This window comes from Marinomonas sp. BSi20584 (assembly GCF_002792415.1).
Taxonomy (GTDB): Bacteria; Pseudomonadota; Gammaproteobacteria; order Pseudomonadales; family Marinomonadaceae; genus Marinomonas; species Marinomonas polaris.
Window position 1 is genome coordinate 102,767 of the sequence record NZ_KZ454881.1, and the last position, 21,505, is coordinate 124,271.

Below are 21,505 nucleotides of genomic sequence, written 5' to 3' on the forward strand. Positions count from 1 at the left end.
GAGTGAGAGACAAGTTAACGGCTCGTCTCTCTTTGGACTTTATTTTTGTGACTGATTCCACAAAATACATTCGTCTAGCGTCACGCCTTTCCCGCCAAAAATATCTAGCGCACTGCCGATAGTTAAATCAACTAAGCCATTGGACAAGTCATTAACACGCTTAAGGTCAGCCAAAGAACGAGCGCCACCTGCATAGGTTACTGCAACAGGGCAGCCTTGACCAAGTAATTGAACCAAATCTTCGTCAATACCAGCCTGTAAGCCTTCAACATCTGCAGCATGAATAAGAAACTCATCACAGTGGTTTGCCAATTCAATAAGGTTTTCTTGGTTTACTTGAGTAGATGTAATGGTTTGCCAGCGATCGGTCGCAATATACCAGCCGTCTTTTGTACGACGACAGCTTAAATCTAATACTAAACGATCAGTACCTGTTTCGCGTTTGATTTTGTCTAAGCGATCCCAAGAAAACTCACCATTTTCAAACAAATAAGAAGTGACAATAACGTGAGAAGCGCCAGCTTTTAAGTAGCTTTCAGCATTGCTACTGTTAACACCGCCGCCAAACTGTAAACCATTAGGATAAGCGCGCAGTGCGCTTAAGGCTTCTTCTTGGTTACCTTTTCCTAACGCAATAACATGCCCTCCAACGAGCCCATGTTCACGATACATATTGGCATAATGCTCAGCATTGTGTTCGCTGATAAAGTTCTCTGTGGCGCCTTTGTCATTCAGACTGCCACCAACAATTTGCTTAACTTTGCCTTGGTGTAGATCGATACAAGGACGGAATTGGGTCACAAAAAACTCCTATTTGGTCAGAAAAAATGGCGATTGTAACCGATAATGTACTGAGAAACGATGTACCAAAGCAAACACTTCTTAAGCCTGTTATAATCGTCGGTCATTCAAATAGAAAGATATATAAAGCAATCATCATGCTACAAATTACCCTCGCTGTGGCGATCCCAGACCACGAAATTGAATTGACCGCTATACGAGCGCAAGGCGCAGGCGGCCAGAACGTGAATAAAGTCTCTTCCGCTATTCACCTTAGGTTTAATGTCGCTAGTTCTTCTTTGCCGGAATTTTATAAAGAGCGTTTGTTGGCGTTAAGTGATTCTCGTCTTACTAAAGATGGTGATATTGTGCTTAAAGCCCAGCAACATCGCACCCAAGAATTGAATCGAGAAGACGCATTGGCAAGACTTAAAGAACTGATTCTTGAAGCTGTTCGTGTGCAAAAAGCGCGCAGACCGACCAAACCATCGCGCTCTTCGCAGAAGAAACGCGTTGATCAGAAAAAACAAAAAGGCCAAATCAAAAGTATGCGCCGTAGCAATTGGGATTAGAATTTTACCTAACGTTATGAGTAATACTTGTTTTTCCAAAGCATAATAACCTTGTAGTATTATGTCGTTACTTTTTGGGAATAATAAAAATAGGTTTGCTTACCATGAAATTAGAATCTCTTGCACTGCATCACGGTTACACATCTGAAGCTACAACTAAAGCAGCAGCCGTTCCGATTTATCAAACGACATCTTATACCTTTGACGACACCCAACACGGTGCGGATTTATTTGACCTGAAAGTTCAGGGCAACATTTATACCCGTATCATGAACCCAACCACTGACGTTTTAGAGCAGCGTGTTGCAGCAATGGAGGGCGGTATCGCAGCTCTGGCCGTAGCATCAGGTATGGCGGCGATTACTTATGCACTACAGTGTATTTGTGATGTTGGCTCAAATATTGTCAGCACCAGTCAACTTTATGGCGGTACTTACAATTTATTTGCCCATAGTTTCCCAAGACAAGGCATTGAAACCCGCATGGTATCTGCGGACGATCTAGCTGGGTTTGAAGCAGCGATTGATGATAATACTCGCGCTATTTTTTGTGAATCTATCGGTAATCCAGCCGGTAATATAGTTGATATAGAAGCGCTTGCTGCCATTGCTAATAAGCATGGTATCCCACTTATTGTTGATAATACTGTGGCAACACCATTTTTATGTCGTCCTTTTGAATTGGGTGCGCACATCGTGGTGCATTCATTAACAAAATACATAGGCGGTCATGGCACGACAGTAGGCGGTATTATTGTTGACTCAGGTAAGTTTGATTGGGTGGCGAATAAAAAGCGTTTCCCTATGTTGAATGAACCAGATCCCTCCTACCATGACGTTGTTTATACGGAAGCCTTGGGCGCCGCTGCTTATATAGGTCGTTGTCGAGTAGTGCCTTTACGTAATACTGGCGCAGCGTTGTCTCCACACAGTTCATTTTTAATCATGCAAGGTTTGGAAACGCTAGGACTAAGAATGGAGCGCCATTGCTCTAATGCTGAAAAACTAGCGGCATTTTTGCAGAATCACGATAAAGTGAATTGGGTGAATTACGCAGCGTTACCAGATAATAAATACAATGAAATGAGCCAACGAATTACCAGTGGTAAAGCGTCTGGTGTACTAAGTTTTGGTATTAACGGTGGTATCGAAGCTGGAACACAGTTTATTGATGCACTACAAATGGTACTACGCCTCGTCAATATTGGTGATGCTAAATCTCTAGCTTGTCATCCAGCATCAACGACTCACCGTCAGTTGAATGACGAAGAATTAGCAAAAGCTGGCGTTAGCCGCGATCTAGTTCGTATATCTGTCGGTATTGAAAACATCGAAGATATTATTGCGGATATTAGTCAGGCGTTGGACAAGGTAACAGTTTAAAATCCAAACTTAGTTCTACTAAGAGGCTGCGTATTAACGTGGCCTCTTTTGGATTGCGAAAGCAAGAGGTGTAAAGCTATGTCAGCCAATCATGAAACTGATAAAACCATAAAAAGTCCTTGTATTCGACATTGCTGCCTAGATGGCGATGATGTTTGTGTGGGTTGCTATCGAACCATAACTGAAATCATGGATTGGCAAAAATCTACGCAGAGTGAAAAACTGGATATTTTGGCTAACTGCTCAATTCGCAAACAGAAACACGACACTCTTTATCTTTAACTTCCTCCGATCATTTACTGTATTTTTCTCTCCTTCTAATTCCTTCTAGCTAGTTAAATTTCATTATTTTTAATATTTTTTACTTTTTATAAGTTTTTTAAATAGCGCTGTAAGAAAGTGATTTCTATCTACGTCTAACCCTCAGAAACAAAATAAGGGTGCTTGGATCTTTCCAAGTTTTTAGATGATATGGGTAGGTGGCTTACCTTGATTGCAGAATTACAAGCATGGCTAACATCGGGAACAACATCGCTGACTTTGTTGTGTGTTGGTATTGTGTTCTTGTCTTATTTACTCGAAGACCTTGCTATTGCAACGGCAGCGACTTTATCTGCTCTCGGTGACATGCCTTCATCACTTGCTCTAATGGCGATTTTTATCGGCATTGCGACAGGGGATTTGGGGTTGTATGTTTTGGGACATTATGCCCGAAAAGTTAGATGGCTGCGTTACCGAGCTTTAAGCAATTCTTCGTTTAAAGTCGTAAGAAAAAAGCTGACCCAGCGTGCTTTTTTGAACCTCTTCTTGATTCGTTTTATTCCCGGTTTAAGGACCATTGGTTTTACCTTGAGTGGTTTTCTCCTCATCCCGTTACCTGTCTTTTTTAGCGCCGTTTTGCTTGCCACGTCTATTTGGACGCTGGTGGTATTCACGCTGATTTACCAAATAGGCAGTAGTGTCTTTATGCAAGTCTCAGAGCTGAAGTGGGTACTTATTCCTTTGGTATTTGGCCTGTTGTTTTTAATAAATCGTTTTCTTAATAAATCGTTTACGCGAGGTATGTCATGAGTGCCATGGTAGAGGGGCAGTTCATTGCGCCGAATAAAATTAATGCTGGAATGCCGCTGCTCCACGTAGAAAAAGAGGCGAGCATTTCGCCTTATGAATTCATGCCGAGCTGGTTTTTTTATGTGCCTGTTGTGGCGCAAAGTCTGTTACTTGGTTTGCGTCACGGGGATGTCTGTTTACCATTAATCGCCAATCCGAGCATCAAGCTCAGTGGCATGGTGGGCGAATCTAAAACTGATATTTTGAACTTGGCGGGCCCAGTAGCCAAAAAGTGGATTGAACCTTTTATTACTCTGACAAAAAACCAAGAGAATACAGATACTCAGTTAGAAAGCGCTTTGCAAGCAATGGACGCCGTTCAGTTGTCATTCCCGATTGTGGCTAAGCCAGACTTAGGTTGTCGCGGTGTTGGAGTCAAACTGCTGAAATCCAAAGCACAACTTTATGATTACATCCATGGCTTCCCTCTATCTGCGAGATTTCTTCTTCAGCGTAAAGCGCCATACCAAGCGGAAGCAGGTGTGTTTTACGTGCGTTATCCGGGGCAGGAACAGGGCCAAGTTATCTCCATTACCTTGAAATACACACCAAGTGTGGTTGGTGATGGAGCGCACAGCTTGAGACAGCTTATTGAGCGTTGTCCGCGTGCGGGTCAGTTAACCCATTTGTACTTCCCGCGTCATACACAAAAGCTGGATTGGGTTCCCGCAGACGGTGAGGAATATCCCCTTGCGTTTGCAGGCAGTCACAGTCGTGGTTCGATTTTTCGCAATGGCAATCAATACATTACTCAAGCGCTAACACGTAAATTGGATGAGATCTTAAAGGACGTCGATGGTTACTACTATGGTCGTTTAGACATCAAGTTTGCCGACATTGAATCCTTTATGACCGGTGAGAATTTTTCCATTTTAGAAATGAATGGCGCGAGCAGTGAGGCAACGCATATTTGGGATCGCAATACCAAGTTATCAGAAATTTTTGGCACCCTGCTCAAACAGTATCGAATCTTGTTTGAGATAGGTGCTTTGCAAAAAAATCGCGGTTTTAAATCACCGACCCTTCGAGCTTTATTGAAAGCATGGCGAGAAGAAAAAGCCCTGACTCAGCATTATCCCAGCACTGACTGAATGAAATAAAAAAGTGAGTTTGAGGTGTTAGCTAAGGGCAATTTTTGGAAGGAAAGAATTTATGCAATCGGTATTAAAGAATAGAGAAGTAAACGCGTTGCTAGCAGCGGATTATTCGCCAACAGTGCAAGGTTGTTTAGAAGTTTTCTCTCAGGCTTCTCGCTGCTTACAGATACTGGATGATGAGGCTTATCAAGCGTCGATAAAGCCTTTCGTTAGCAGCTCTATCGGTGAGCATTTTCGCCATTGGTTGGATGTTTTTAATGCCATATCTCGAGCGGGCATAGTGATTGATTACAACCATCGTCGTCGCGGTCATGCGGTAGAAACATCACGTTCTATTGCATTGACTGAAATCGACGAGCTGACAAATTGGCTTACTTCCTTGTCCGTAAAAGAGCTCAAGAAAAACGTGAATGTTTTGACGGAAGTCTCAGTGTCTCATACGCAAGCGTGTCTTATGTCATCGACTTTAGAGCGGGAAATTATTTTCGCTGCGCTACATGCGAATCATCATTTTGCCATGGTGAAAGTCGCCGCAAATTTGATGAATAAGCCAATCGATGACGATTTTGGTATTGCGCCAGCCACAGCAACTTTTTTGCGAGGTCAATAAGTATGTGTTCAGTTTCTTGGTTGGTAGAAGAGTCAGGCTATCAATTATTTTTCAATCGTGATGAGCAAAAAGCGCGCGTCGCTGCATTGCCGCCACAGTCTTTTATTCAGCAGGGAACTCAGATTTTGATGCCAGTTGATCCTATCGGCAAAGGTAGCTGGATCAGTTTGAATGAGCAGGGGGTGTCGTTGTGTTTGCTGAATAACTATCAAGGCAAGAAGCCAGCAGGCGAGCTGATTAGCCGCGGACAATTGTTAAAGCGCTTATCCAGTGCGACAACAGTCGCCCAAGTCGAACAGCAATTTGCTCTGCAGGTTCTTGAGTTGTTTGCGCCTTTTACCTTGCTAGCTTTTGAACTGGGTAATAACAAGGTTAGAGAATTCCAATGGGATGGTGAAAGGATCTCTATTGCTTATGCCACATCACCGCATTTTTCTTCTGCAGTGGCGTTAGAAAACGCTGTTGCTTATCGACAATCTATCTATGGCGAACTCGCCGCCAAAACGCCTGTCGATTTGTTGTCCTTTCATTCTCAGCATCATCCAGAACATTCTCACTTATCGGTTTGCATGCATAGAGAAGACGCTGAAACCGTTAGTTTTACACGTATTCAAGTTTCAAAAGACAATCTAAAAATGGCTTATGTAGCTGGGGCGCCGTGCTTGCATTTAACACCAGAAGCGCTGGCGGAACAGACTTATCGTTTTCAAGGCAATCGATTTCAAGACAATCGTATTCAAGAAAAGGTTCCTCTTGTTGGTATTCCCCTTTAATCAAAGTTTAGGAGTTGTTATGACGCGTTTAGTGATGTTTTTAGCCTTGTTTATAAGCAGCCTGGCATTTGCGCAAGATGAAATTTACACAGGTTATTTTAGTAATAAAGCCCTGAGTGGTTATGACACGGTTGCTTATTTTACTGACCAAAAACCGGTCGAAGGTAGCGCTAAGTACGTGACCGAATATAAAGGCGCAGATTGGTATTTTGCCTCGCAACAGCATCTCGATATGTTCAAAGCAGAGCCCGAAAAATACGCTCCTCAATATGGTGGATATTGCGCGTGGGCGGTGTCTGCCAAAAACGATTTTGCCTCTGCTGATCCAAAAGATTGGGCGGTGGTCGACGGCAAGCTTTACTTGAATTATGACGACGATATTAAACGCAAGTGGGATCAAGATCCGGCTTTGCACATCAAGCAAGCGGATGCCAATTGGCCGACTCTTATTGGTAAACCCTGATTCGCAAAAATGATTCGCCAACCCTGATTCGTAAAAACGGATCAAAAATAATATTAAAAAATAAGGTTAATAAAGATGAATAAGCAATTCGTGAAATATGTGCCAACGGTGTTTATCGCCTTTGTGTTTGTGCAGTCACTGTTTTTTAAATTCACTGGTTCCTACGAAACTGATTATATCTTCGGCGTGTTGGGTGCTTGGTCTGGTTTGGAATTCTTCGGGAATTACGGTGGTTACATTATTGGTGTGGCCGAACTGATTGCCTCCATTTTGCTCTTTACCCGTTGGCATGGCTTGGGGTCTTTGATGGCGATGGGCATTATGAGTGGTGCGATTATTTTTCACCTGTTCACCCCACTGGGTGTGGTGATGCCTGAGTTTAACGAAGTTGGTGAAGTCGTCGGTAGCGACGGTGGTTTACTGTTTATCATGGCGTGTTTGGTTTGGTTAAGTGCGGCGTTTTTATCGCTTCGGGATTTGAAAAATCCGCAAGGCATCCTAAATAAAATTGTGAATAGCGGAGTCTAATTATGTTAGCCAGTCCTGTTCGTTCGCCTAGTCCTTTTCGTTCGCCTAGTCCTTTTCGTTTAAAAAGAGTCACGCCATTTGGTGTTGGGGAATCTGTTATTGAATGGGCGACCGGACTCGCTAAATTAGATCGCTTGTATCAACAAAGACCAAGCAGCCAGACCAGTTTTGAATTTATGCGTTATACCCTTGAGGCGTTGGATATTGATTATTCGATTGCAAAAGGCAGCGTAGAAAATATTCCTCAAAAAGGCCCTGTGGTGATAGTAGCTAACCATCCACTTGGGGCGATTGAAGGTGTGGTGTTGGCGGATTTAGTAGGACAAGTTCGAACGGATGTAAAAGTGCTGGCTAATGAATTGCTTAAGCGATTGCCGGAAATAAGTGACTTATTTATTGGCGTCGATGTTTTTGGTGGCAAATCGGCACAACGCACCAATGGCAAAGCGATTCGTGATGCTCACCGACATCTGGCTGATGGCGGCGTGCTGATTGTATTTCCTGCTGGGGAAGTATCGACTTATCCGAAAAAATCTAAGGATCAGTCGCCAGAAAAGCAGATATTGGCAGACATTGAATGGAGTCAGTCGGTCGCTAATTTCTTAAAACGCAGCGAAGCAACTACGGTACCTATTTTTATCGATGGCCAAAACAGCGAGCTATTTTATCAAGCAGGTCGTATTCATCCTTTATTGCGCACTGCTATGTTGGGAAGGGAGCTACTTAATAAAAAATCCTCGGTCATTGAGATTTCCATTGGCAGTGCCGTGCCGTTTTCGGAAGTGAGCCAGTTTGAGAGCAACCAAGATCTTGTTAGTTACTTGCGCTTAAACACCTACTTAATGAGTCCTCAACATGCTCAGGAACGTGTGTTCCAGCATGGCAGCACAGATTTGCCAATCATTGCGCCAGTTGATCAAGATTTATTAGAAGAAGAAATTGCCAGTTTGCCAGGCGAGATGCTGTTGTTACAACAAGGCGAGTTCAGTGTTTATTGTGCCCCAACGCAATCGATCCCTTTACTGATGCAAGAAATTGGTCGTATCCGAGAAGAAAATTTTCGTGCTGTGGGCGAGGGAAGTGGATTAGCCTGTGACGTGGACGAATACGATCTTTATTACCACCAATTGTTTGTTTGGCATCATGGTAATAAAGAAGTCGTCGGTGCCTATCGAATGGGGCTGGTGGATAAACTTATTGAAGCACATGGTTTAAAAGGTTTGTACTCACGCAGCTTGTTTAACTATGACCAAACTTTTATCGACAGCCTAGATCACAGCATTGAAATGGGGCGATCTGTTGTCGCGGCTAAGTATCAAAAGAACTTAAATTCATTGCTTTTACTTTGGAAAGGCATTGCGACCTTTGCTTATCGGAACCCTAAATATACGCATTTATTTGGCCCTGTGAGCATTAGTAATGATTATAGTCACACAGCTCGCCAGTTAATCGCCGCGACTTTGTCGATCCATTATTACGATAAAGCGAAAGCCAGTTTAGTGATGCCATCGACGCCACTACGAAACAGTGGCTCGGTATTTTGGCAACCTAATTTATTATCATCGTTGGCGAGTGTTACGCTGCTTTCTAAAGTTTTATCGAGAATGGAGCAGGGCAAAGGCTTGCCTGTATTGATTCGTCAGTACTTAAAAATGAACGGCAAGTTAGTGTGTTTTAACGTCGATCCTGCGTTCCATAATTCATTGGATGGTTTGATTGTGGTGAATTTAAAAGATGTGCCTTTATCGATTCTGGCTAAATACATGGGACAGGATGAAGCTAAAATTTATTTAAACGATACGCCTAAAGTGTAAATGCCAAATTAAAATAAGACGACTTAGCGGTAGTAAGTAATAACGATGTAAGATCATCGCTGTTACTTACTACGAGTGTTCATTTCGCGAATGATTTCAATGACCTTATCTGGATACTGCAGATTTATAATGTGTCCCGCACCTTCAATCCACTCTACTTTTAGCTCACTATTTTTAAATAAGCTTGTGGCGTAAGTCACACTTGCTGGATCGACCAAGGTATCGTTTGTGCCTTGCAGAATAGTAATGGGTGTCGTTAATTCACTCAGATTGTTTTGGGCTGCTTCTAAGCTGCTAGTTAGATCTAATACTTCCATATTTGAGTGGTTCCACATATCTGGAATCAGCAAATTTGGTGTCCAATCGAGTAGCGTATTATACCAACGAGCCTCTGCTAGTTCTGGTTTTAGGTCACCAGCTAGAATCACCACACCACGAACAAAGTCAGGGTGATCTGCTGCTAAAATAGGCACCAAAGAGGCCCCTAGAGAATGACCGACCAAGATGATTTTTTGTTTTCCATTACGCTCCCAAATATTTTCTAGCATCGGGCCGATCATAGCTGATTGAGTTTGTAACTTAGTTGGAAAGTCCCCTGCATAAGTCGATTTACCCCAGCCCGGTCTATCTATAGAGATAAGACGAAAGCTTTGTTTGAGTTTAGCGTCTTGAAAATAGCGGGCAAAAGAAGTCCAATCTCCCGGTGTGCCATGAACAAACACTATGGTATCGCGCGGTTTTTCACTTGGGTCACTGCTGGCGTAGTGAAGCTTAAAATCGCCATCAGGGCCTTCCATATACAAAACATGATCTTGAATAAGCCCCGGCGTATTTATAACCTGTTGAGCGATACCTTCATTTTCTTTTATTTCTTTAGGCATGCTACAAGCAGCTAAAAAAATAGTCGACAGACAGATAAAACAGAGCTTTAAGTAAGAATGTATAGTGTTCAAAATTAATCTCATTGATGAGGTTCCAAAATAAGAAAAATGGCTCTGTGTGAAAATAATTCGTTTGTGCTAATGATTATACATTTTATACGTTAATACTTGACTATCATTTTTGTGTCGGCCTCTCGAACTAATTAATTTCTCGATTAATCACGTCTTTTTTACTACTTATTTCTTTCACTCTCTTTATCTTGATCTAACGCAATGTTTTGAATTGCAACTACACTCATAATCCAGCCTTATAGTAAGCCTTATAACTTTTTGAGGCTTCGGTGGGCGTTGGATAACAAGAACACTCAATGAAGTAAGTGTCTACGATCGTCTTTTTTCTCAATCAAATGAATGGGTTGAAGTTATATGATTAACGAAGCTGTAGTGGAATTATCGCGATTTCAGTTTGCTTTCACTGCTCTGTACCACTATTTGTTTGTCCCGTTAACACTAGGGATGTCTTTTTTACTTGCAATCATGGAGTCTGTCTATGTGATTACAGGTAAGCAAGTTTACAAAGACATGGTTAAGTTCTGGGGTAAATTGTTTGGTATTAACTTTGCGCTAGGCGTAACAACAGGTTTGACGATGGAGTTCCAGTTCGGGACTAACTGGTCTTACTACTCGCATTACGTTGGCGATATTTTTGGTGCACCTTTGGCCATCGAAGGCTTGATGGCTTTCTTCCTTGAATCGACGTTAGTTGGTTTGTTCTTCTTTGGTTGGGATCGCCTAAGCAAAGTGAAGCACTTGGTAGTGACTTGGGGCGTGGCGCTAGGTTCTAACTTGTCGGCTTTGTGGATCTTAATTGCCAACGGTTGGATGCAGAATCCTGTAGGTTCAGAGTTCAACTACGAAACAATGAGAATGGAATTGGTTGATTTCGGTGCTTTATTGTTTAACCCAGTTGCGCAGGTGAAATTTGTTCACACTGTATCAGCAGGTTACACAACGGGTGCGATATTCGTTCTTGTTATTTCAAGCTACTACTTATTAAAAGGCCGTGACCTTGCTTTTGCTCGTCGCTCATTTGCGATTGCTTCTGCGTTTGGTTTGGCGTCTATCTTGAGCGTTATCCTTCTAGGTGACGAATCAGGTTACGAGCTAGGCGAAGTGCAAAAAGTGAAATTGGCTGCGGTTGAAGCTGAGTGGGAAACACAGCCTGCGCCTGCGGACTTCACGCTAATTGGCTTCCCGAACCAAGAGCTTCAAGAAACCGAGTATGCGATAAAAATACCAGGCTTAATGGGCTTGATCGCAACGCGCTCCCTCGACAAAGAAGTAGAGGGCATCAAAGAACTGAAAGAGCATAACCGCCAACGTATTATCAATGGTATTTATGCAAACCAGTTGCTTGAAAAATTGCGTAGTGGTTCAACCGATCCGCTGGTAAAAGAGAACTTCGAGAAAGTGAAAGACGATCTTGGTTACGGTTTGCTAGTAACCGCATTTAACGAAGACATTAACAAGGTGACCTCTGAAGAGATCGATCAGGCGGTAGAGTATTCTATTCCTCAAGTTGCGCCGTTGTTCTTTGCCTTCCGTATCATGGTTGGTTGTGGCTTCGTGATGTTGATTGTTTTCGCTGCTGCTTTTTATCAGAACGCACGTCGTCGTATTGGCAACAATCCTTTGTTCCTTAAGTTCATTATGTTGTGCTTGCCTCTGCCTTGGATTGCGAATGAAGCAGGCTGGTTTGTTGCAGAATATGGCCGTCAGCCATGGGCGATTGGTGAGATTTTACCTGTTCACGTTGCGGTATCCAGTTTAACGGCTACTGAGATTTGGATAACGATTGCTGGTTTTGCCGTGTTGTATACCACGTTCTTGATTGCCGAGATGTACTTGATGATTCGTTTTGCTAAGCAAGGTCCTTCTAGCTTACATACTGGTCGTTATGCACTTGAACAAGAAACGTCTCAGCTAAAACAAGAGGTGTAAGATGGATTACGAATTATTAAAAGTCATTTGGTGGGTATTGATCGGTGTTCTACTGATCGGATTCTCTGTGACAGACGGTTTTGATATGGGAGTTGGTAGCTTGTTGAAAGTGATCGGCGGTACGGATTCAGAACGTCGTATTATGATCAACTCAATTGCCCCTCACTGGGACGGCAACCAAGTTTGGTTTATCACAGCGGGTGGTGCTTTGTTTGCTGCTTGGCCTGTGGTTTACGCAACATCGTTCTCTGGTTTTTACTTTGCGATGATGTTGGTGTTGGCGGCGTTATTCTTCCGTCCAATCGGCTTTGATTACCGTTCTAAGCTAGAAAACACAAAATGGCGTACTAGCTGGGACTGGGGGATTACCTTTGGTTCTGCCGTTCCACCTATTATTTTCGGTGTGGCGTTTGGTAACTTGTTGCAAGGTGTTCCATTTGAGTTTGATCAATACTTGCGTGTGACTTATACCGGTTCTTTCTTTGCTCTACTAAACCCATTTGCGATTGTCTGTGGTTTGGTTAGCTTGCTAATGTTAATGACGCAAGGCGGTGCTTGGTTGCAGATGAAAACAGATGATGCCTTGCTTGTAAAAGCCAGTCGTATCACTGCGATAACCGGTGCATTAGCGGCTGTGTTGTTTATTTTAGCAGGCGTGTGGTTGGCTTACGGCATCGATGGTTATGTCATTACCAGTGTCATTGATGGCAATAAAGTCATGACACCATTAATGAAAACAGCAGAAGTACAGCCAGGTGCATGGTTAGCAAACTATGAAAAAGTGCCTGCGCTTATGTTGGCTCCTCTCATTGGTATTGCGGGTATGTTGTTTGCTGCACTGGCGAGTGTAATGAAAAAAGGCGCATTGGCTTTCTTGAGTTCATCATTAGGTATTGCTGGCATTATCGTTACCGCTGGTGGATCAATGTTCCCATTCTTGATGCCTTCTTCAAGCTACCCAAGCATGAGTTTGACTATGTGGGATGCGACGTCAAGTGAGAAAACCATGATGATCATGTTTGTTGTGGCTTGTATCTTTGTACCAATCGTTCTTGCCTATACCTTGTGGAACTACTTTGTAATGTATGGTCGTTTAACGAAGAAACACATCGAAGAAAACAATCATTCACTTTACTAGTCATTGGCAAAGAAGATAGAGCTCGCAGAGCTCTATCTTTAGTAACAAATAGAGGAATAAGTTATGTGGTATTTTGCTTGGGTTCTTGGCGTATTGTTGGCCTGTTCATTCGGCATCATCAATGCGGTTTGGTTAGAATTTAGTGGTTACGAAGGTGAAGAGGAGCAAAAGTAAGCCTTATGACGAGAGAGAAGGGAGCACAAAAAGCTCGTCGAACTGGTCGAATTAAAACATCGGAAGCGGTATTTTTGGGACAGTTAGCGACTCAGCAGTCATCAAAATACCGTCTTGCACAAGGCTTCGGTGTTCTGTTTGCCGTGTCTTTGGTGTTGCAGGCTTGGGCGCTAGCAAATGTATTTTCAGATATGGCGCTGCACCAGTCTTTTTCTATATCTCTCTTAGTCGTTGGTTTATTTGCTCTACTAATCCGTGCCTTGGCCAACTTTGGTCGAGAACGTATTTGCACTAGCGCAAGCCGTGATATTCGTTACGGCTTGCGAGGTAAATTGGTGTCGCATCTGACAAATCTTGGGCCAGCGCGCTTAAGAATCGAAGAAGATGCGGCGCTTTCTACTCGTGTTTACGAACAAGTAGACGCGTTAGATGATTTCTTTAGTCGCTATAAACCACAAGTGTTTATGGTGACTTTAATTCCTTGTGTGATCCTACTCTCCGTTGTTTCTATTTCTTGGATCACCTTCTTTGTTTTTATGATGACCGCGCCTTTGGTCATTATCTTTATGATCTTTGTCGGACACAAAGCCGCGCAAGCCAACCGTCGTCAATTTAATGTACTGGCGATGTTGTCTAATCAATTTATGGACTTGAACCAAGGTCTTGCCGAATTAAAACGCCTAAATAAAACCAATGAAGCACGAGAGCGTTTGTCTGATAGTGCCAATGCCTATCAGAAAACAACCATGAGTGTCTTGGTGTTGGCATTTCTATCTACCGCCACCCTTGAGCTTTTCGCGTCATTGTCTATCGCCATGATTGCCTTGTACTTAGGCCTTGGCTTGTTAGAAGTCTTGCCATGGCAAGTCGGGTCGTCTCCTGTTACCTTGACTCAAGCCATGTTCCTTTTATTACTCGCGCCTGAATTTTATTTACCCTTGCGCCAGCTGGGTAATGATTACCACGCGAAGCAAAAAGCTGAAGCCGCCGCGACAGATTTATTAGAGATTTTAGACGCGCCGGTTCATACCGCTGCCTCGCAAGAAGAAGTGAGTCGTGTTAGTGAGTCGAATAATGCTGCAGTGACCAATCAACTGACATCTATACAGTTTGAGAACCTAAGTTGGCGAGAAGATGGTCGTTATCGATTAGCGCCAATCACTGCGACAATTAACAAAGGCGAACGTGTCTGGTTGAGTGGTGAATCTGGCGTTGGAAAATCCAGTCTCTTGCATCTTTTACTGGGTTTTGAAGAAAACTACCAAGGAATGTTTCTCGTGAACAGTCAGCCGTTTGGTGAACTGGACTTGGCCTCTTGGCGAACAAAACTCGCTTGGTTGCCACAAACCCCAGAATGGGTAAACGGCAGCATTCGTCGTAATTTACTTTTGGGTCTTGGCAGCAAAGAAGGAGCAGCGCTTCCAAGTGAAGACGAGATAAATGCCGCGCTGCGGGAAAGCCAATGTGATGATTTCATCCAAGCGTTACCAGCAGGACTGGAAACTAAACTAACCGAGCTAGGCGCAGGCTTGTCTGGTGGACAAATGCAGCGTCTTTCTATTGCTCGAGCTTTATTGTCCAAAGCCGATATGTGGCTGCTTGATGAACCTTGTTCTGGTCTCGACAAAGAAACCGCTCAAACGGTACTAGAGACGTTGGAAAAAGCATCAAAAGGCAAAACCCTACTCATCGTTAGCCATGACACGCATCCCATTGCATGGGTCGACAAACATTGGGCGTTAACCAAAGGAGGCTTGCATGAGCAGTCACGCAAAGAAAACCGCCAAGCTATCGCTTAAGCGCCTTTTATTGGCGAATCCTTGGGGATTTATAATTCCCGTTATGACTGGCATCGCCGCGACCTTAGCCGGTGTTGCGCTGTTAGGCATATCCGGTTGGTTTATTTCTGCTGCGGGTCTTGCGACTGCACTGGGTGGCGCGCTAGCTTTCAACTATTTAACCCCTGGCGCCATCGTACGAGGCATGGCAATCCTGAGAACAGCAGGGCGTTATGGCGAACAAGTTACCGCGCATAATCATTTATTGGGATTACTGCGAACTTTGCGTCTTTGGGTATGGGATCAGAGAGTCGCAAAAGACGCCGCGAACTTACATGAACAAAGCCGTGGCGATTTGCTACAGCGTTTAGTCAGCGACTTGGATCAAATTATTCGTTGGCCTTTGGTCGTCTTCTTACCTTGGATCTATGCGTTATTGGCGTATGCCGCTGTAGCGATTTTTGCGTACTTCATCTTGCCCTCGTTACTGTGGCCATTATCTATTGCTGCGCTATTTCATGTTTTCGTGGTGCCTTATGTATGTGGGCATTTTGCCAGCCATGCTGTGCACGTCGGGCAGATTTTAGGTGTACATCGCCGTAGTCGTTTTGTCAGTTTGTTTTCTGCTTTAATCACCTTGACCATTCGTGGACATTGGGGAGATTACGCGCAACGCCTTGGTGAACTTGACGAACGACAACGGCGCATGGAAATTTGTATCCAGCAAGCCGTGAGTTTGGGTCGATTATTGGCTTATGGTGTGACTATTATCCTACTTGCTAGCAGCTTCTATTTATTGGGCAGCTTTGATGCAGAAACAGGTCGTTGGACATTATTAGACGGTGTTCAAGGTACTTGGGTTGTGGGTTTTGTCTTATCTTTGTTAGCGGTCAATGAGCTGGTATTGCCACTGGTGCAATCCTTCGTTGCACAAGGTCAGTCTCAGGTTGGCTTGCGTCGTTTAAATCAATTGCATCAAGATGCTAAAGTTCAACCAGAAAGCAAAACACAAGCGATTCATCGCATGTCATTCAAGCATTGGCGTGGCTTTCATGCCTCAAGTGGCATGGGCAATCAGGCAATTGATTTTTGTGTTCAAACTGGTGAATCAATATGGCTTCGTGGCGCCAGCGGCTCAGGCAAATCTACCTTATTAGCCTCCATTGCAGGCGACTGCTTGTCATCTGGCGACGCCTTAATTAACAATGAAAAATGCGACCTATACAGCAACCAATCGTACCAAGCGCAGCTAAGCTACTTACCCCAATCTCCCTATATCTTCCAGCAAAGCATTGGCGCGAACTTACGCCTTGGAAACCCAGAATCAACCGACGACGAACTCTGGTCTGTTTTAGAAGCCGTCGCCCTAGCCGAATGGGCTCGCAACCTACCCAATGGCTTGGAAACCTTACTCAGCTCACAAGGTCGAAACCTGTCCGGCGGACAACGCAAACGCCTCGCGTTAGCGCGCCTGCTGCTAAGACAGTCTCCAGTCTTACTACTAGATGAACCCTTCGATGGCCTAGACAAAGCCACCATAGAAACGATTTGTCACTCGCTCCAGAACGACTACAAACCGGATATTTTGATTCTAGTAAGTCATGTAGGCAGTCGCATCGGCGACAACTCAAGAGTCATCGAGCTTTAGCTCTATAACTCCCTAGCTAATCGTAGGGCATCATAAGCGCAGCGTAATGTGCCGTTGAAAGCGAAGCTTTCATTGTGGGTCGCGGCTTTAGCTCTACGCGGAATCCATGTTCCATTCAAACGCTTTGTATTCCCGACCTTTTTTCCGCACTTTAATTCAGGGAAAAGCTGAGCGGGTAACTTTTGCCTGCTATTTAAATCAGAAAAGTATAAAAGTAACCAAAAGGTCGCTTTATCGGGCTATCGCCCAAACGTCTCATTCACTTTGTTTATGTTGCGTTTAGCAACACGATTTTTATCGTAAGGCATGGATTATATATTTGATGGGAGATGGATCTTCAAATAATGACTCTGAAACGCCATAAAGTCGCGCAACTTCGTTGCGTCGAACTGATTTCATCGTAGCTATTCGTGTAAAACTAAAGCGTAGGGCATCATAAGCGCAGCGTAATGTGCCGATTGAAAGCGAAGCTTTCATTTTCTATGGTAGATCGAGCCTTTAGGCCGACGCGGAATTCATGTTCCATTCAAACGCTTTGTATTCCCAACCTTTTTTCCGCTCTGCTGAGCGGGTAACTTTTTGCTAGCACCCAAAAAGTAACCAAAAATTCGCTTTAAGATCTTTAATGCCTGATTTTCGTCATAGGAGCATGATTGCTGCCTACGCTCGTTATATCGTAAGGCATAGATTGTTTATTTTCTGGGAGATAGATCCTCAAACAATGACCCTGAAACTCCATAAAGTCGCGCAACTTCGTTGCGTCGAAATGACTTCATCGTAGTAAAACCAAAGCGTAGGGCATCATAAGCGCAGCGTAATGTGCCGTTGAAAGCGAAGCTTTCATTGTGGAGTAGCTCGCGGCTTTAGACCGACATTTAACGGATCCAGAGCTAATAAAGAAAATGTATTTTATGTCTGTATATACAGTTTATTTTTTAAATAGTCACTTTATTGCGCGTTTAGGTATTTTAAATAAACTAGTTGAGCTCACTTTGTACTAGTAGGAACTAAGAAAGTCTTTTAGTGTCAATGAATAAGAACTTATAGCCTAGAAATAACGGGCTATGCTTTCCAAAAAAGAAGGACAAGATAATGCGCGTGCGCACTATTAAGCTGCTAGGTAAATAAGGAGGGTGGTTTATGAAGTTGATGGTTGTTGGGGCAAGTAAAGGTCTCGGTCGAGCTTTTGTCGAGGGGCTATGTGCCGCTGGTGACAATGTTGTTGGGGTTTCCCGTGGGAGGCCGAATGATCTGAAGTTGCCTGACTTTGTTTGTCTCGATTGGATCGAGGCTGATTTGGGCAGTCCGTTGGAAGCTGCTAATCAGATAGAACAGCAATCACCATCGGAACTAGATGTGCTTATTTACAATCTGGGTGTATGGGAAGAGGCAGCTTTTACAGATGAATACGAATTTCTTGGTGATTCTGATGAAAGTATTGTTGCAATGGTGAACACCAATATCACTGGCACCATACTACTGCTGAAACGCCTGATCCCAAAGCTTCTCGTTTCCGCTAATCCTCTGTTGGTTCTCACTGGTTCTACGTCCGGGCTTCGCCAAAGTGGGCGACCAGAAGTTACATTCGGGGCGTCGAAGTTCGCCCTAACAGGTATTGGTGATACGTTGAGGGAAAATTTTCGGAACGACGGATTAGCTGTCACATGCTTACAGTTGGGCTACCTGAACACGGAGGATAGCCTTGCAGTTTCATTAAGTGAGGCAGTTCTCCGAGGTGACGGGCAGCTTGTGCCGGTTCATGACGTAGTCAACGTTGTAAAAACACTCATTAATATGTCCAACGCATCTTACGTTCGTGAGCTTGTACTTCCTGCGATACGTGATGAACGGTTTTGAAGTCTCTGCGAAGCAAACTTAATCAGTGGTACCACAGTGACCTTATTTAATTTTACTTCGACTCTATTTATTTTAAGCAAAAATACCTAATTAATAATTCTACTTGGATAGGGGCTGGTAAGCTTCTAAGAAGTACATCAACCCCCTTTCTATACACTCAGCTAACGCTCCAAACTTCATGGCAGAGTTAGCTGTTTCCTCCTTCCCAACCCACTCCATTTCTCACAATCCCATTGACATTCCGCTGTTCTTTATATAGAACGTTCTATATAAAGAACAATTTGAGATGCATAATGAATAAACCTATTCTCGGCTCGTTGGGTCGAAATATACAAAAGTTGCGTATGGCAAAGGGGTTGTCTTTGTCTCAGCTTGCGCTGGATGCTGGGCTGGCGAAGTCTAACTTGTCTCGTATTGAGCAAGGTGAGGGCAATCCGACTTTAGAAACGATTTGGCGTTTGGCAGTACAACTGAATGTTCCGTTTGGGGATCTTGTGGCCAGTGTGGAGTCGACACTGGGCGAAAACGGTGTACAGGTCAGGTTGATTGATCAGGGGGAGGGCAATCCGCGCGTTGATGTGTATTGGATGTCTTGCGCGCCGAACACTGTTAAGCAATCAGAGCCGCATATTGCTGGTACGACAGAAGCCATAACCCTAATAAGTGGGCAATTGTTGGCGGGTGAAAGTAATGACTTACGCCATTTGGAAATTGGCAAGGCCCACACTTTCGCTGCAGATGTTCCGCACAGTTATCAAACTGACGATTCATGGGCGACTTTAATGATGGTCATAACTTACGCTAAACAGGACACCGCTAAACAGGAGTTTCAATCATGAGTACGTCAACCCAAACTCTTGCCGGAACACCTTGGAAGCAGGGTGTAAAAGACGCAATTCCGTTACTTGGCGGTTATATTCCGGTGGCCATTTCTTTTGGTCTGATTTCCGTTCAGTCTGGCTTTAGCGTGTTAGAGACTATTCTTATCTCTGCCTTTATTTATGCTGGTGCATCACAGTTTCTCTTTGTTGCCATGGCTGCTTCTGGCGCACCTCTATGGCTGGTGGTCATCATGACGTTGTTAATTAATGCACGGCACATTGTTTATGGGCCAAATCTTTCACCCTACCTAAATCATGATAAAAAGTGGCTTCCACTCATGCATGGTTTAACGGATCAGATCTTTGCGCTGGCTCATGCACGTTTGCCTCAGCTTCCAGATCAGGCGCGGATAGGCTGGTACACTGGCGCGGCGGTGTTGGCTTGGCTGAGTTGGGTTGCTGGAACCGCACTCGGAGCTATTGTGGGTGGAGAGTTGACGCAACGTTGGCCATTAATCAATGAGGTTTTGCCATTTGCACTACCAGCGCTGTTTTTCGTTTTAATTGTGCCGCGCTGTAATAATCGCTTGTGGACATTAACGATCGCTTTGTCTGCTGTTAGCGCTGTTATTTTGAAAGTGTTAGGTTACCCAAATGTTGCTATTCCGTTAGCGGCTTTGTGTGGCGCAGCCTTGTTCTACGCTCTGAAAAATCAGCGCGTTTTGGGAGGACAATGAGTATGGATATGTCTATGTGGTTGGCACTTGTCAGTATTGCCATTGGCACGTATTTAATTCGTCTTTTACCGTATATTTGGATGAAACGAAGCTTGGCTAAAAGACAAACGGAGGACGGCATAGGATCAATGCCGACTTGGTTAACGATACTGGGACCCACCATGATCGCTGCAATGTTTGGTACTTCTTTAGTGCCTACTCACTCTGATGCTTTGTCATGGCTAGCGACTGGTGTTGGGATACTGGTTACCTTTGGAGTGTGGACGCGCACACGATCTATGGGCTTGCCTATTTTATTTGGGGTCGTGGCATTTGGAATGGTGACGCTAATTTTACCTATATGAAAAGAATAGATTGTTAAGACAATAAATAGACAAGTCAATTTGTGGTAGATAAAAAGCTGAGTTTTTTCATTTACCACAAAACCCCTCTAAAACATTTCCTCCTATGGATAGCTTGTTGTCTCCACTCAAGGTACATTGGTTACTCGATCTGTACATTTATTAAGATCGACATTGGTTAGTTAAGGCCTACCAGCGTTATTTCCTGGGATATTGGCGTTCAAAGGAGTGCGAGATGCAAGCTAAGTTTACCGTTCAAATTGATTCTTTCCATAAAATCAGCAACATTCAAAATGCGTGGTCCCATGAGGATTATCGTGCCCTAATGAGCATTATGGATTTTGATGATGATGTGGATAAAATGGACGCGGCAGAGCTCAGAGAAATGTGCATGATGTCACTAAATGATCTTGAGCCTGCGGATGCCGCAAAGGCAGTGCTGACTCATTTATTCCCTGAGTTATCTAAAGGGAAAATAGATCAAATTAGCCACGATATGATTGATGATCGTTCGTGGGAAGAGTATCCAGATTGCTTATTTCATGAGCGTTTCTTTAGTGCTTATGCCTTATTGCGCGAAGCTTTTAATGGGATATTTGCAAAGCCAACAGGTGTTGAGCTTGTCATTACGGTTGCCGCTGAACGTGTTGAAGACATGGCGATTTTTGATGAGTCATTACATTCTTCAATTGTGCGGTTATTGGCTAGCGGACAAGGCGATGATGCGTTAATCAATCGCTTATACGAAGACCAAATCAAAGGGAGGAAGTTTCCCGAAGCTCCGGGTCTTGTGTGGCAGTTGAAGCAGATAGCAGACGCTGGTTTAACGCGTCAATTTAGTTTGGTTAGTTCCTACTTTTGGATGGAAAACTTCGAACAAGTTGAAAGCTTTGATGCAGTGTCTCATGCAGACGAAGAAAATTAGTCTAATAGCGTGAGTTGAATCAGTCTTACTAAGACGACAGAAAGCGGATCAAATGATTCGCTTTCTACTTTTCGA

Annotated in this window: 22 protein-coding genes; 20 read left to right on the forward strand and 2 right to left on the reverse strand. The window is 43.8% G+C overall.

From position 1 onward, the window contains the following. Positions 1–39: 39 nt before the first annotated feature. A complete protein-coding gene (gene hisA / locus TY87_RS13375; RefSeq protein ID WP_100187452.1) occupies positions 40–801 on the reverse strand; it encodes a phosphoribosylformimino-5-aminoimidazole carboxamide ribotide isomerase in 762 nt (253 codons plus the stop codon). Positions 802–938: 137 nt separating this feature from the next. Here hisA and arfB point away from each other — a divergent pair, with 137 nt between their 5' ends. The 10 genes from arfB (at position 939) to TY87_RS13425 (ending at position 9,129) form a co-directional block, all read left to right on the forward strand. Next, entirely contained in the window at positions 939–1,352 is a 414-nt protein-coding gene (gene arfB / locus TY87_RS13380) for an alternative ribosome rescue aminoacyl-tRNA hydrolase ArfB (RefSeq protein ID WP_100187483.1), read from the forward strand. Positions 1,353–1,456: 104 nt separating this feature from the next. Then, a complete protein-coding gene (locus TY87_RS13385; protein WP_072837825.1) occupies positions 1,457–2,734 on the forward strand; it encodes an O-acetylhomoserine aminocarboxypropyltransferase/cysteine synthase family protein in 1,278 nt (425 codons plus the stop codon). 78 nt (positions 2,735–2,812) lie between these two features. Next, entirely contained in the window at positions 2,813–3,016 is a 204-nt protein-coding gene (locus TY87_RS13390; protein ID WP_100187453.1) for a DUF1289 domain-containing protein, read from the forward strand. Between the two features lie 207 nt (positions 3,017–3,223). Further along, positions 3,224–3,805 (forward strand): DedA family protein, encoded by a 582-nt coding sequence (locus TY87_RS13395; RefSeq protein ID WP_198432094.1) that lies wholly within the window; start codon positions 3,224–3,226, stop codon positions 3,803–3,805. Beyond that, positions 3,802–4,935 carry a D-alanine--D-alanine ligase gene (locus TY87_RS13400; RefSeq protein WP_100187455.1) on the forward strand — a complete coding sequence of 378 codons (1,134 nt, stop codon included), beginning with the start codon at positions 3,802–3,804 and terminating at the stop codon, positions 4,933–4,935. Before TY87_RS13395 ends, TY87_RS13400 begins: the two co-directional genes overlap by 4 nt. Positions 4,936–4,996: 61 nt before the next feature. Then, on the forward strand, positions 4,997–5,551 hold the full coding sequence (locus tag TY87_RS13405) for a hypothetical protein (protein ID WP_100187456.1): 555 nt from the start codon (positions 4,997–4,999) through the stop codon (positions 5,549–5,551). A 2-nt stretch (positions 5,552–5,553) separates the two neighbouring features. Next, positions 5,554–6,324, forward strand: coding sequence for an NRDE family protein (locus TY87_RS13410; RefSeq protein WP_100187457.1), 771 nt, complete (start codon positions 5,554–5,556; stop codon positions 6,322–6,324). A 19-nt stretch (positions 6,325–6,343) separates the two neighbouring features. Next, positions 6,344–6,787, forward strand: a complete 444-nt coding sequence (locus TY87_RS13415) for a YHS domain-containing (seleno)protein (RefSeq protein WP_072837831.1) — start codon at positions 6,344–6,346, stop codon at positions 6,785–6,787. Positions 6,788–6,862: 75 nt separating this feature from the next. After that, positions 6,863–7,315 carry a hypothetical protein gene (locus tag TY87_RS13420; RefSeq protein WP_100187458.1) on the forward strand — a complete coding sequence of 151 codons (453 nt, stop codon included), beginning with the start codon at positions 6,863–6,865 and terminating at the stop codon, positions 7,313–7,315. 2 nt (positions 7,316–7,317) lie between these two features. Further along, positions 7,318–9,129, forward strand: a complete 1,812-nt coding sequence (locus TY87_RS13425; RefSeq protein ID WP_100187459.1) for a bifunctional lysophospholipid acyltransferase family protein/GNAT family N-acetyltransferase — start codon at positions 7,318–7,320, stop codon at positions 9,127–9,129. A gap of 62 nt (positions 9,130–9,191) precedes the next feature. Here the strand turns inward: TY87_RS13425 and TY87_RS13430 are convergent, their stop codons facing one another. After that, entirely contained in the window at positions 9,192–10,010 is an 819-nt protein-coding gene (locus TY87_RS13430; protein WP_232617138.1) for an alpha/beta fold hydrolase, read from the reverse strand. A 426-nt stretch (positions 10,011–10,436) separates the two neighbouring features. On the opposite strand from TY87_RS13430, the gene TY87_RS13435 reads away from it, so the two are divergent. The 10 genes from TY87_RS13435 to TY87_RS13480 all read left to right on the forward strand — a co-directional run bounded on the left by TY87_RS13435 (position 10,437) and on the right by TY87_RS13480 (position 21,430). Next, positions 10,437–12,011: a cytochrome ubiquinol oxidase subunit I gene (locus TY87_RS13435; RefSeq protein ID WP_072837835.1), complete on the forward strand. Its 1,575-nt coding sequence runs from the start codon at positions 10,437–10,439 to the stop codon at positions 12,009–12,011. Between the two features lies 1 nt (position 12,012). Next, positions 12,013–13,149 carry a cytochrome d ubiquinol oxidase subunit II gene (gene cydB / locus TY87_RS13440; protein ID WP_100187461.1) on the forward strand — a complete coding sequence of 379 codons (1,137 nt, stop codon included), beginning with the start codon at positions 12,013–12,015 and terminating at the stop codon, positions 13,147–13,149. 63 nt (positions 13,150–13,212) lie between these two features. Then, a complete protein-coding gene (cydX, locus tag TY87_RS13445; RefSeq protein WP_072837837.1) occupies positions 13,213–13,323 on the forward strand; it encodes a cytochrome bd-I oxidase subunit CydX in 111 nt (36 codons plus the stop codon). Between the two features lie 5 nt (positions 13,324–13,328). After that, a complete protein-coding gene (gene cydD, locus TY87_RS13450; RefSeq protein ID WP_100187462.1) occupies positions 13,329–15,122 on the forward strand; it encodes a thiol reductant ABC exporter subunit CydD in 1,794 nt (597 codons plus the stop codon). Then, on the forward strand, positions 15,082–16,749 hold the full coding sequence (locus tag TY87_RS13455; RefSeq protein WP_232617139.1) for an amino acid ABC transporter ATP-binding/permease protein: 1,668 nt from the start codon (positions 15,082–15,084) through the stop codon (positions 16,747–16,749). The genes cydD and TY87_RS13455 overlap by 41 nt, the downstream gene beginning before the upstream one ends. Before the next feature lie 1,140 nt (positions 16,750–17,889). Then, the gene (locus TY87_RS13460) at positions 17,890–18,606 is read left to right on the forward strand and encodes an SDR family NAD(P)-dependent oxidoreductase (protein ID WP_100187463.1); all 717 of its coding nucleotides are present in this window, start codon (positions 17,890–17,892) and stop codon (positions 18,604–18,606) included. A gap of 293 nt (positions 18,607–18,899) precedes the next feature. Then, positions 18,900–19,445 (forward strand): helix-turn-helix domain-containing protein, encoded by a 546-nt coding sequence (locus tag TY87_RS13465; protein WP_100187464.1) that lies wholly within the window; start codon positions 18,900–18,902, stop codon positions 19,443–19,445. Further along, the gene (locus TY87_RS13470; RefSeq protein ID WP_100187465.1) at positions 19,442–20,164 is read left to right on the forward strand and encodes an AzlC family ABC transporter permease; all 723 of its coding nucleotides are present in this window, start codon (positions 19,442–19,444) and stop codon (positions 20,162–20,164) included. The genes TY87_RS13465 and TY87_RS13470 overlap by 4 nt, the downstream gene beginning before the upstream one ends. A 2-nt stretch (positions 20,165–20,166) precedes the next feature. Beyond that, the gene (locus tag TY87_RS13475; RefSeq protein WP_100187466.1) at positions 20,167–20,508 is read left to right on the forward strand and encodes an AzlD domain-containing protein; all 342 of its coding nucleotides are present in this window, start codon (positions 20,167–20,169) and stop codon (positions 20,506–20,508) included. Between the two features lie 232 nt (positions 20,509–20,740). Further along, positions 20,741–21,430: a hypothetical protein gene (locus tag TY87_RS13480; protein WP_100187467.1), complete on the forward strand. Its 690-nt coding sequence runs from the start codon at positions 20,741–20,743 to the stop codon at positions 21,428–21,430. The last annotated feature ends 75 nt before the right edge of the window (positions 21,431–21,505 follow it).

What these genes read in the sequence shown, in the direction of transcription:
- arfB (WP_100187483.1), top strand. Translation starts at nt 939, where the DNA reads ATGCTACAAATTACCCTCGCTGTGGCGATCCCAGACCACGAAATTGAA.
- TY87_RS13385 (WP_072837825.1), top strand. Translation starts at nt 1,457, where the DNA reads ATGAAATTAGAATCTCTTGCACTGCATCACGGTTACACATCTGAAGCT.
- TY87_RS13390 (WP_100187453.1), top strand. Translation starts at nt 2,813, where the DNA reads ATGTCAGCCAATCATGAAACTGATAAAACCATAAAAAGTCCTTGTATT.
- TY87_RS13400 (WP_100187455.1), top strand. Translation starts at nt 3,802, where the DNA reads ATGAGTGCCATGGTAGAGGGGCAGTTCATTGCGCCGAATAAAATTAAT.
- TY87_RS13405 (WP_100187456.1), top strand. Translation starts at nt 4,997, where the DNA reads ATGCAATCGGTATTAAAGAATAGAGAAGTAAACGCGTTGCTAGCAGCG.
- TY87_RS13410 (WP_100187457.1), top strand. Translation starts at nt 5,554, where the DNA reads ATGTGTTCAGTTTCTTGGTTGGTAGAAGAGTCAGGCTATCAATTATTT.
- TY87_RS13415 (WP_072837831.1), top strand. Translation starts at nt 6,344, where the DNA reads ATGACGCGTTTAGTGATGTTTTTAGCCTTGTTTATAAGCAGCCTGGCA.
- TY87_RS13420 (WP_100187458.1), top strand. Translation starts at nt 6,863, where the DNA reads ATGAATAAGCAATTCGTGAAATATGTGCCAACGGTGTTTATCGCCTTT.
- TY87_RS13425 (WP_100187459.1), top strand. Translation starts at nt 7,318, where the DNA reads ATGTTAGCCAGTCCTGTTCGTTCGCCTAGTCCTTTTCGTTCGCCTAGT.
- TY87_RS13430 (WP_232617138.1), bottom strand. Translation starts at nt 10,010, where the DNA reads ATGCCTAAAGAAATAAAAGAAAATGAAGGTATCGCTCAACAGGTTATA.
- TY87_RS13435 (WP_072837835.1), top strand. Translation starts at nt 10,437, where the DNA reads ATGATTAACGAAGCTGTAGTGGAATTATCGCGATTTCAGTTTGCTTTC.
- cydB (WP_100187461.1), top strand. Translation starts at nt 12,013, where the DNA reads ATGGATTACGAATTATTAAAAGTCATTTGGTGGGTATTGATCGGTGTT.
- cydX (WP_072837837.1), top strand. Translation starts at nt 13,213, where the DNA reads ATGTGGTATTTTGCTTGGGTTCTTGGCGTATTGTTGGCCTGTTCATTC.
- cydD (WP_100187462.1), top strand. Translation starts at nt 13,329, where the DNA reads ATGACGAGAGAGAAGGGAGCACAAAAAGCTCGTCGAACTGGTCGAATT.
- TY87_RS13455 (WP_232617139.1), top strand. Translation starts at nt 15,082, where the DNA reads ATGAGCAGTCACGCAAAGAAAACCGCCAAGCTATCGCTTAAGCGCCTT.
- TY87_RS13460 (WP_100187463.1), top strand. Translation starts at nt 17,890, where the DNA reads ATGAAGTTGATGGTTGTTGGGGCAAGTAAAGGTCTCGGTCGAGCTTTT.
- TY87_RS13465 (WP_100187464.1), top strand. Translation starts at nt 18,900, where the DNA reads ATGAATAAACCTATTCTCGGCTCGTTGGGTCGAAATATACAAAAGTTG.
- TY87_RS13470 (WP_100187465.1), top strand. Translation starts at nt 19,442, where the DNA reads ATGAGTACGTCAACCCAAACTCTTGCCGGAACACCTTGGAAGCAGGGT.
- TY87_RS13475 (WP_100187466.1), top strand. Translation starts at nt 20,167, where the DNA reads ATGGATATGTCTATGTGGTTGGCACTTGTCAGTATTGCCATTGGCACG.
- TY87_RS13480 (WP_100187467.1), top strand. Translation starts at nt 20,741, where the DNA reads ATGCAAGCTAAGTTTACCGTTCAAATTGATTCTTTCCATAAAATCAGC.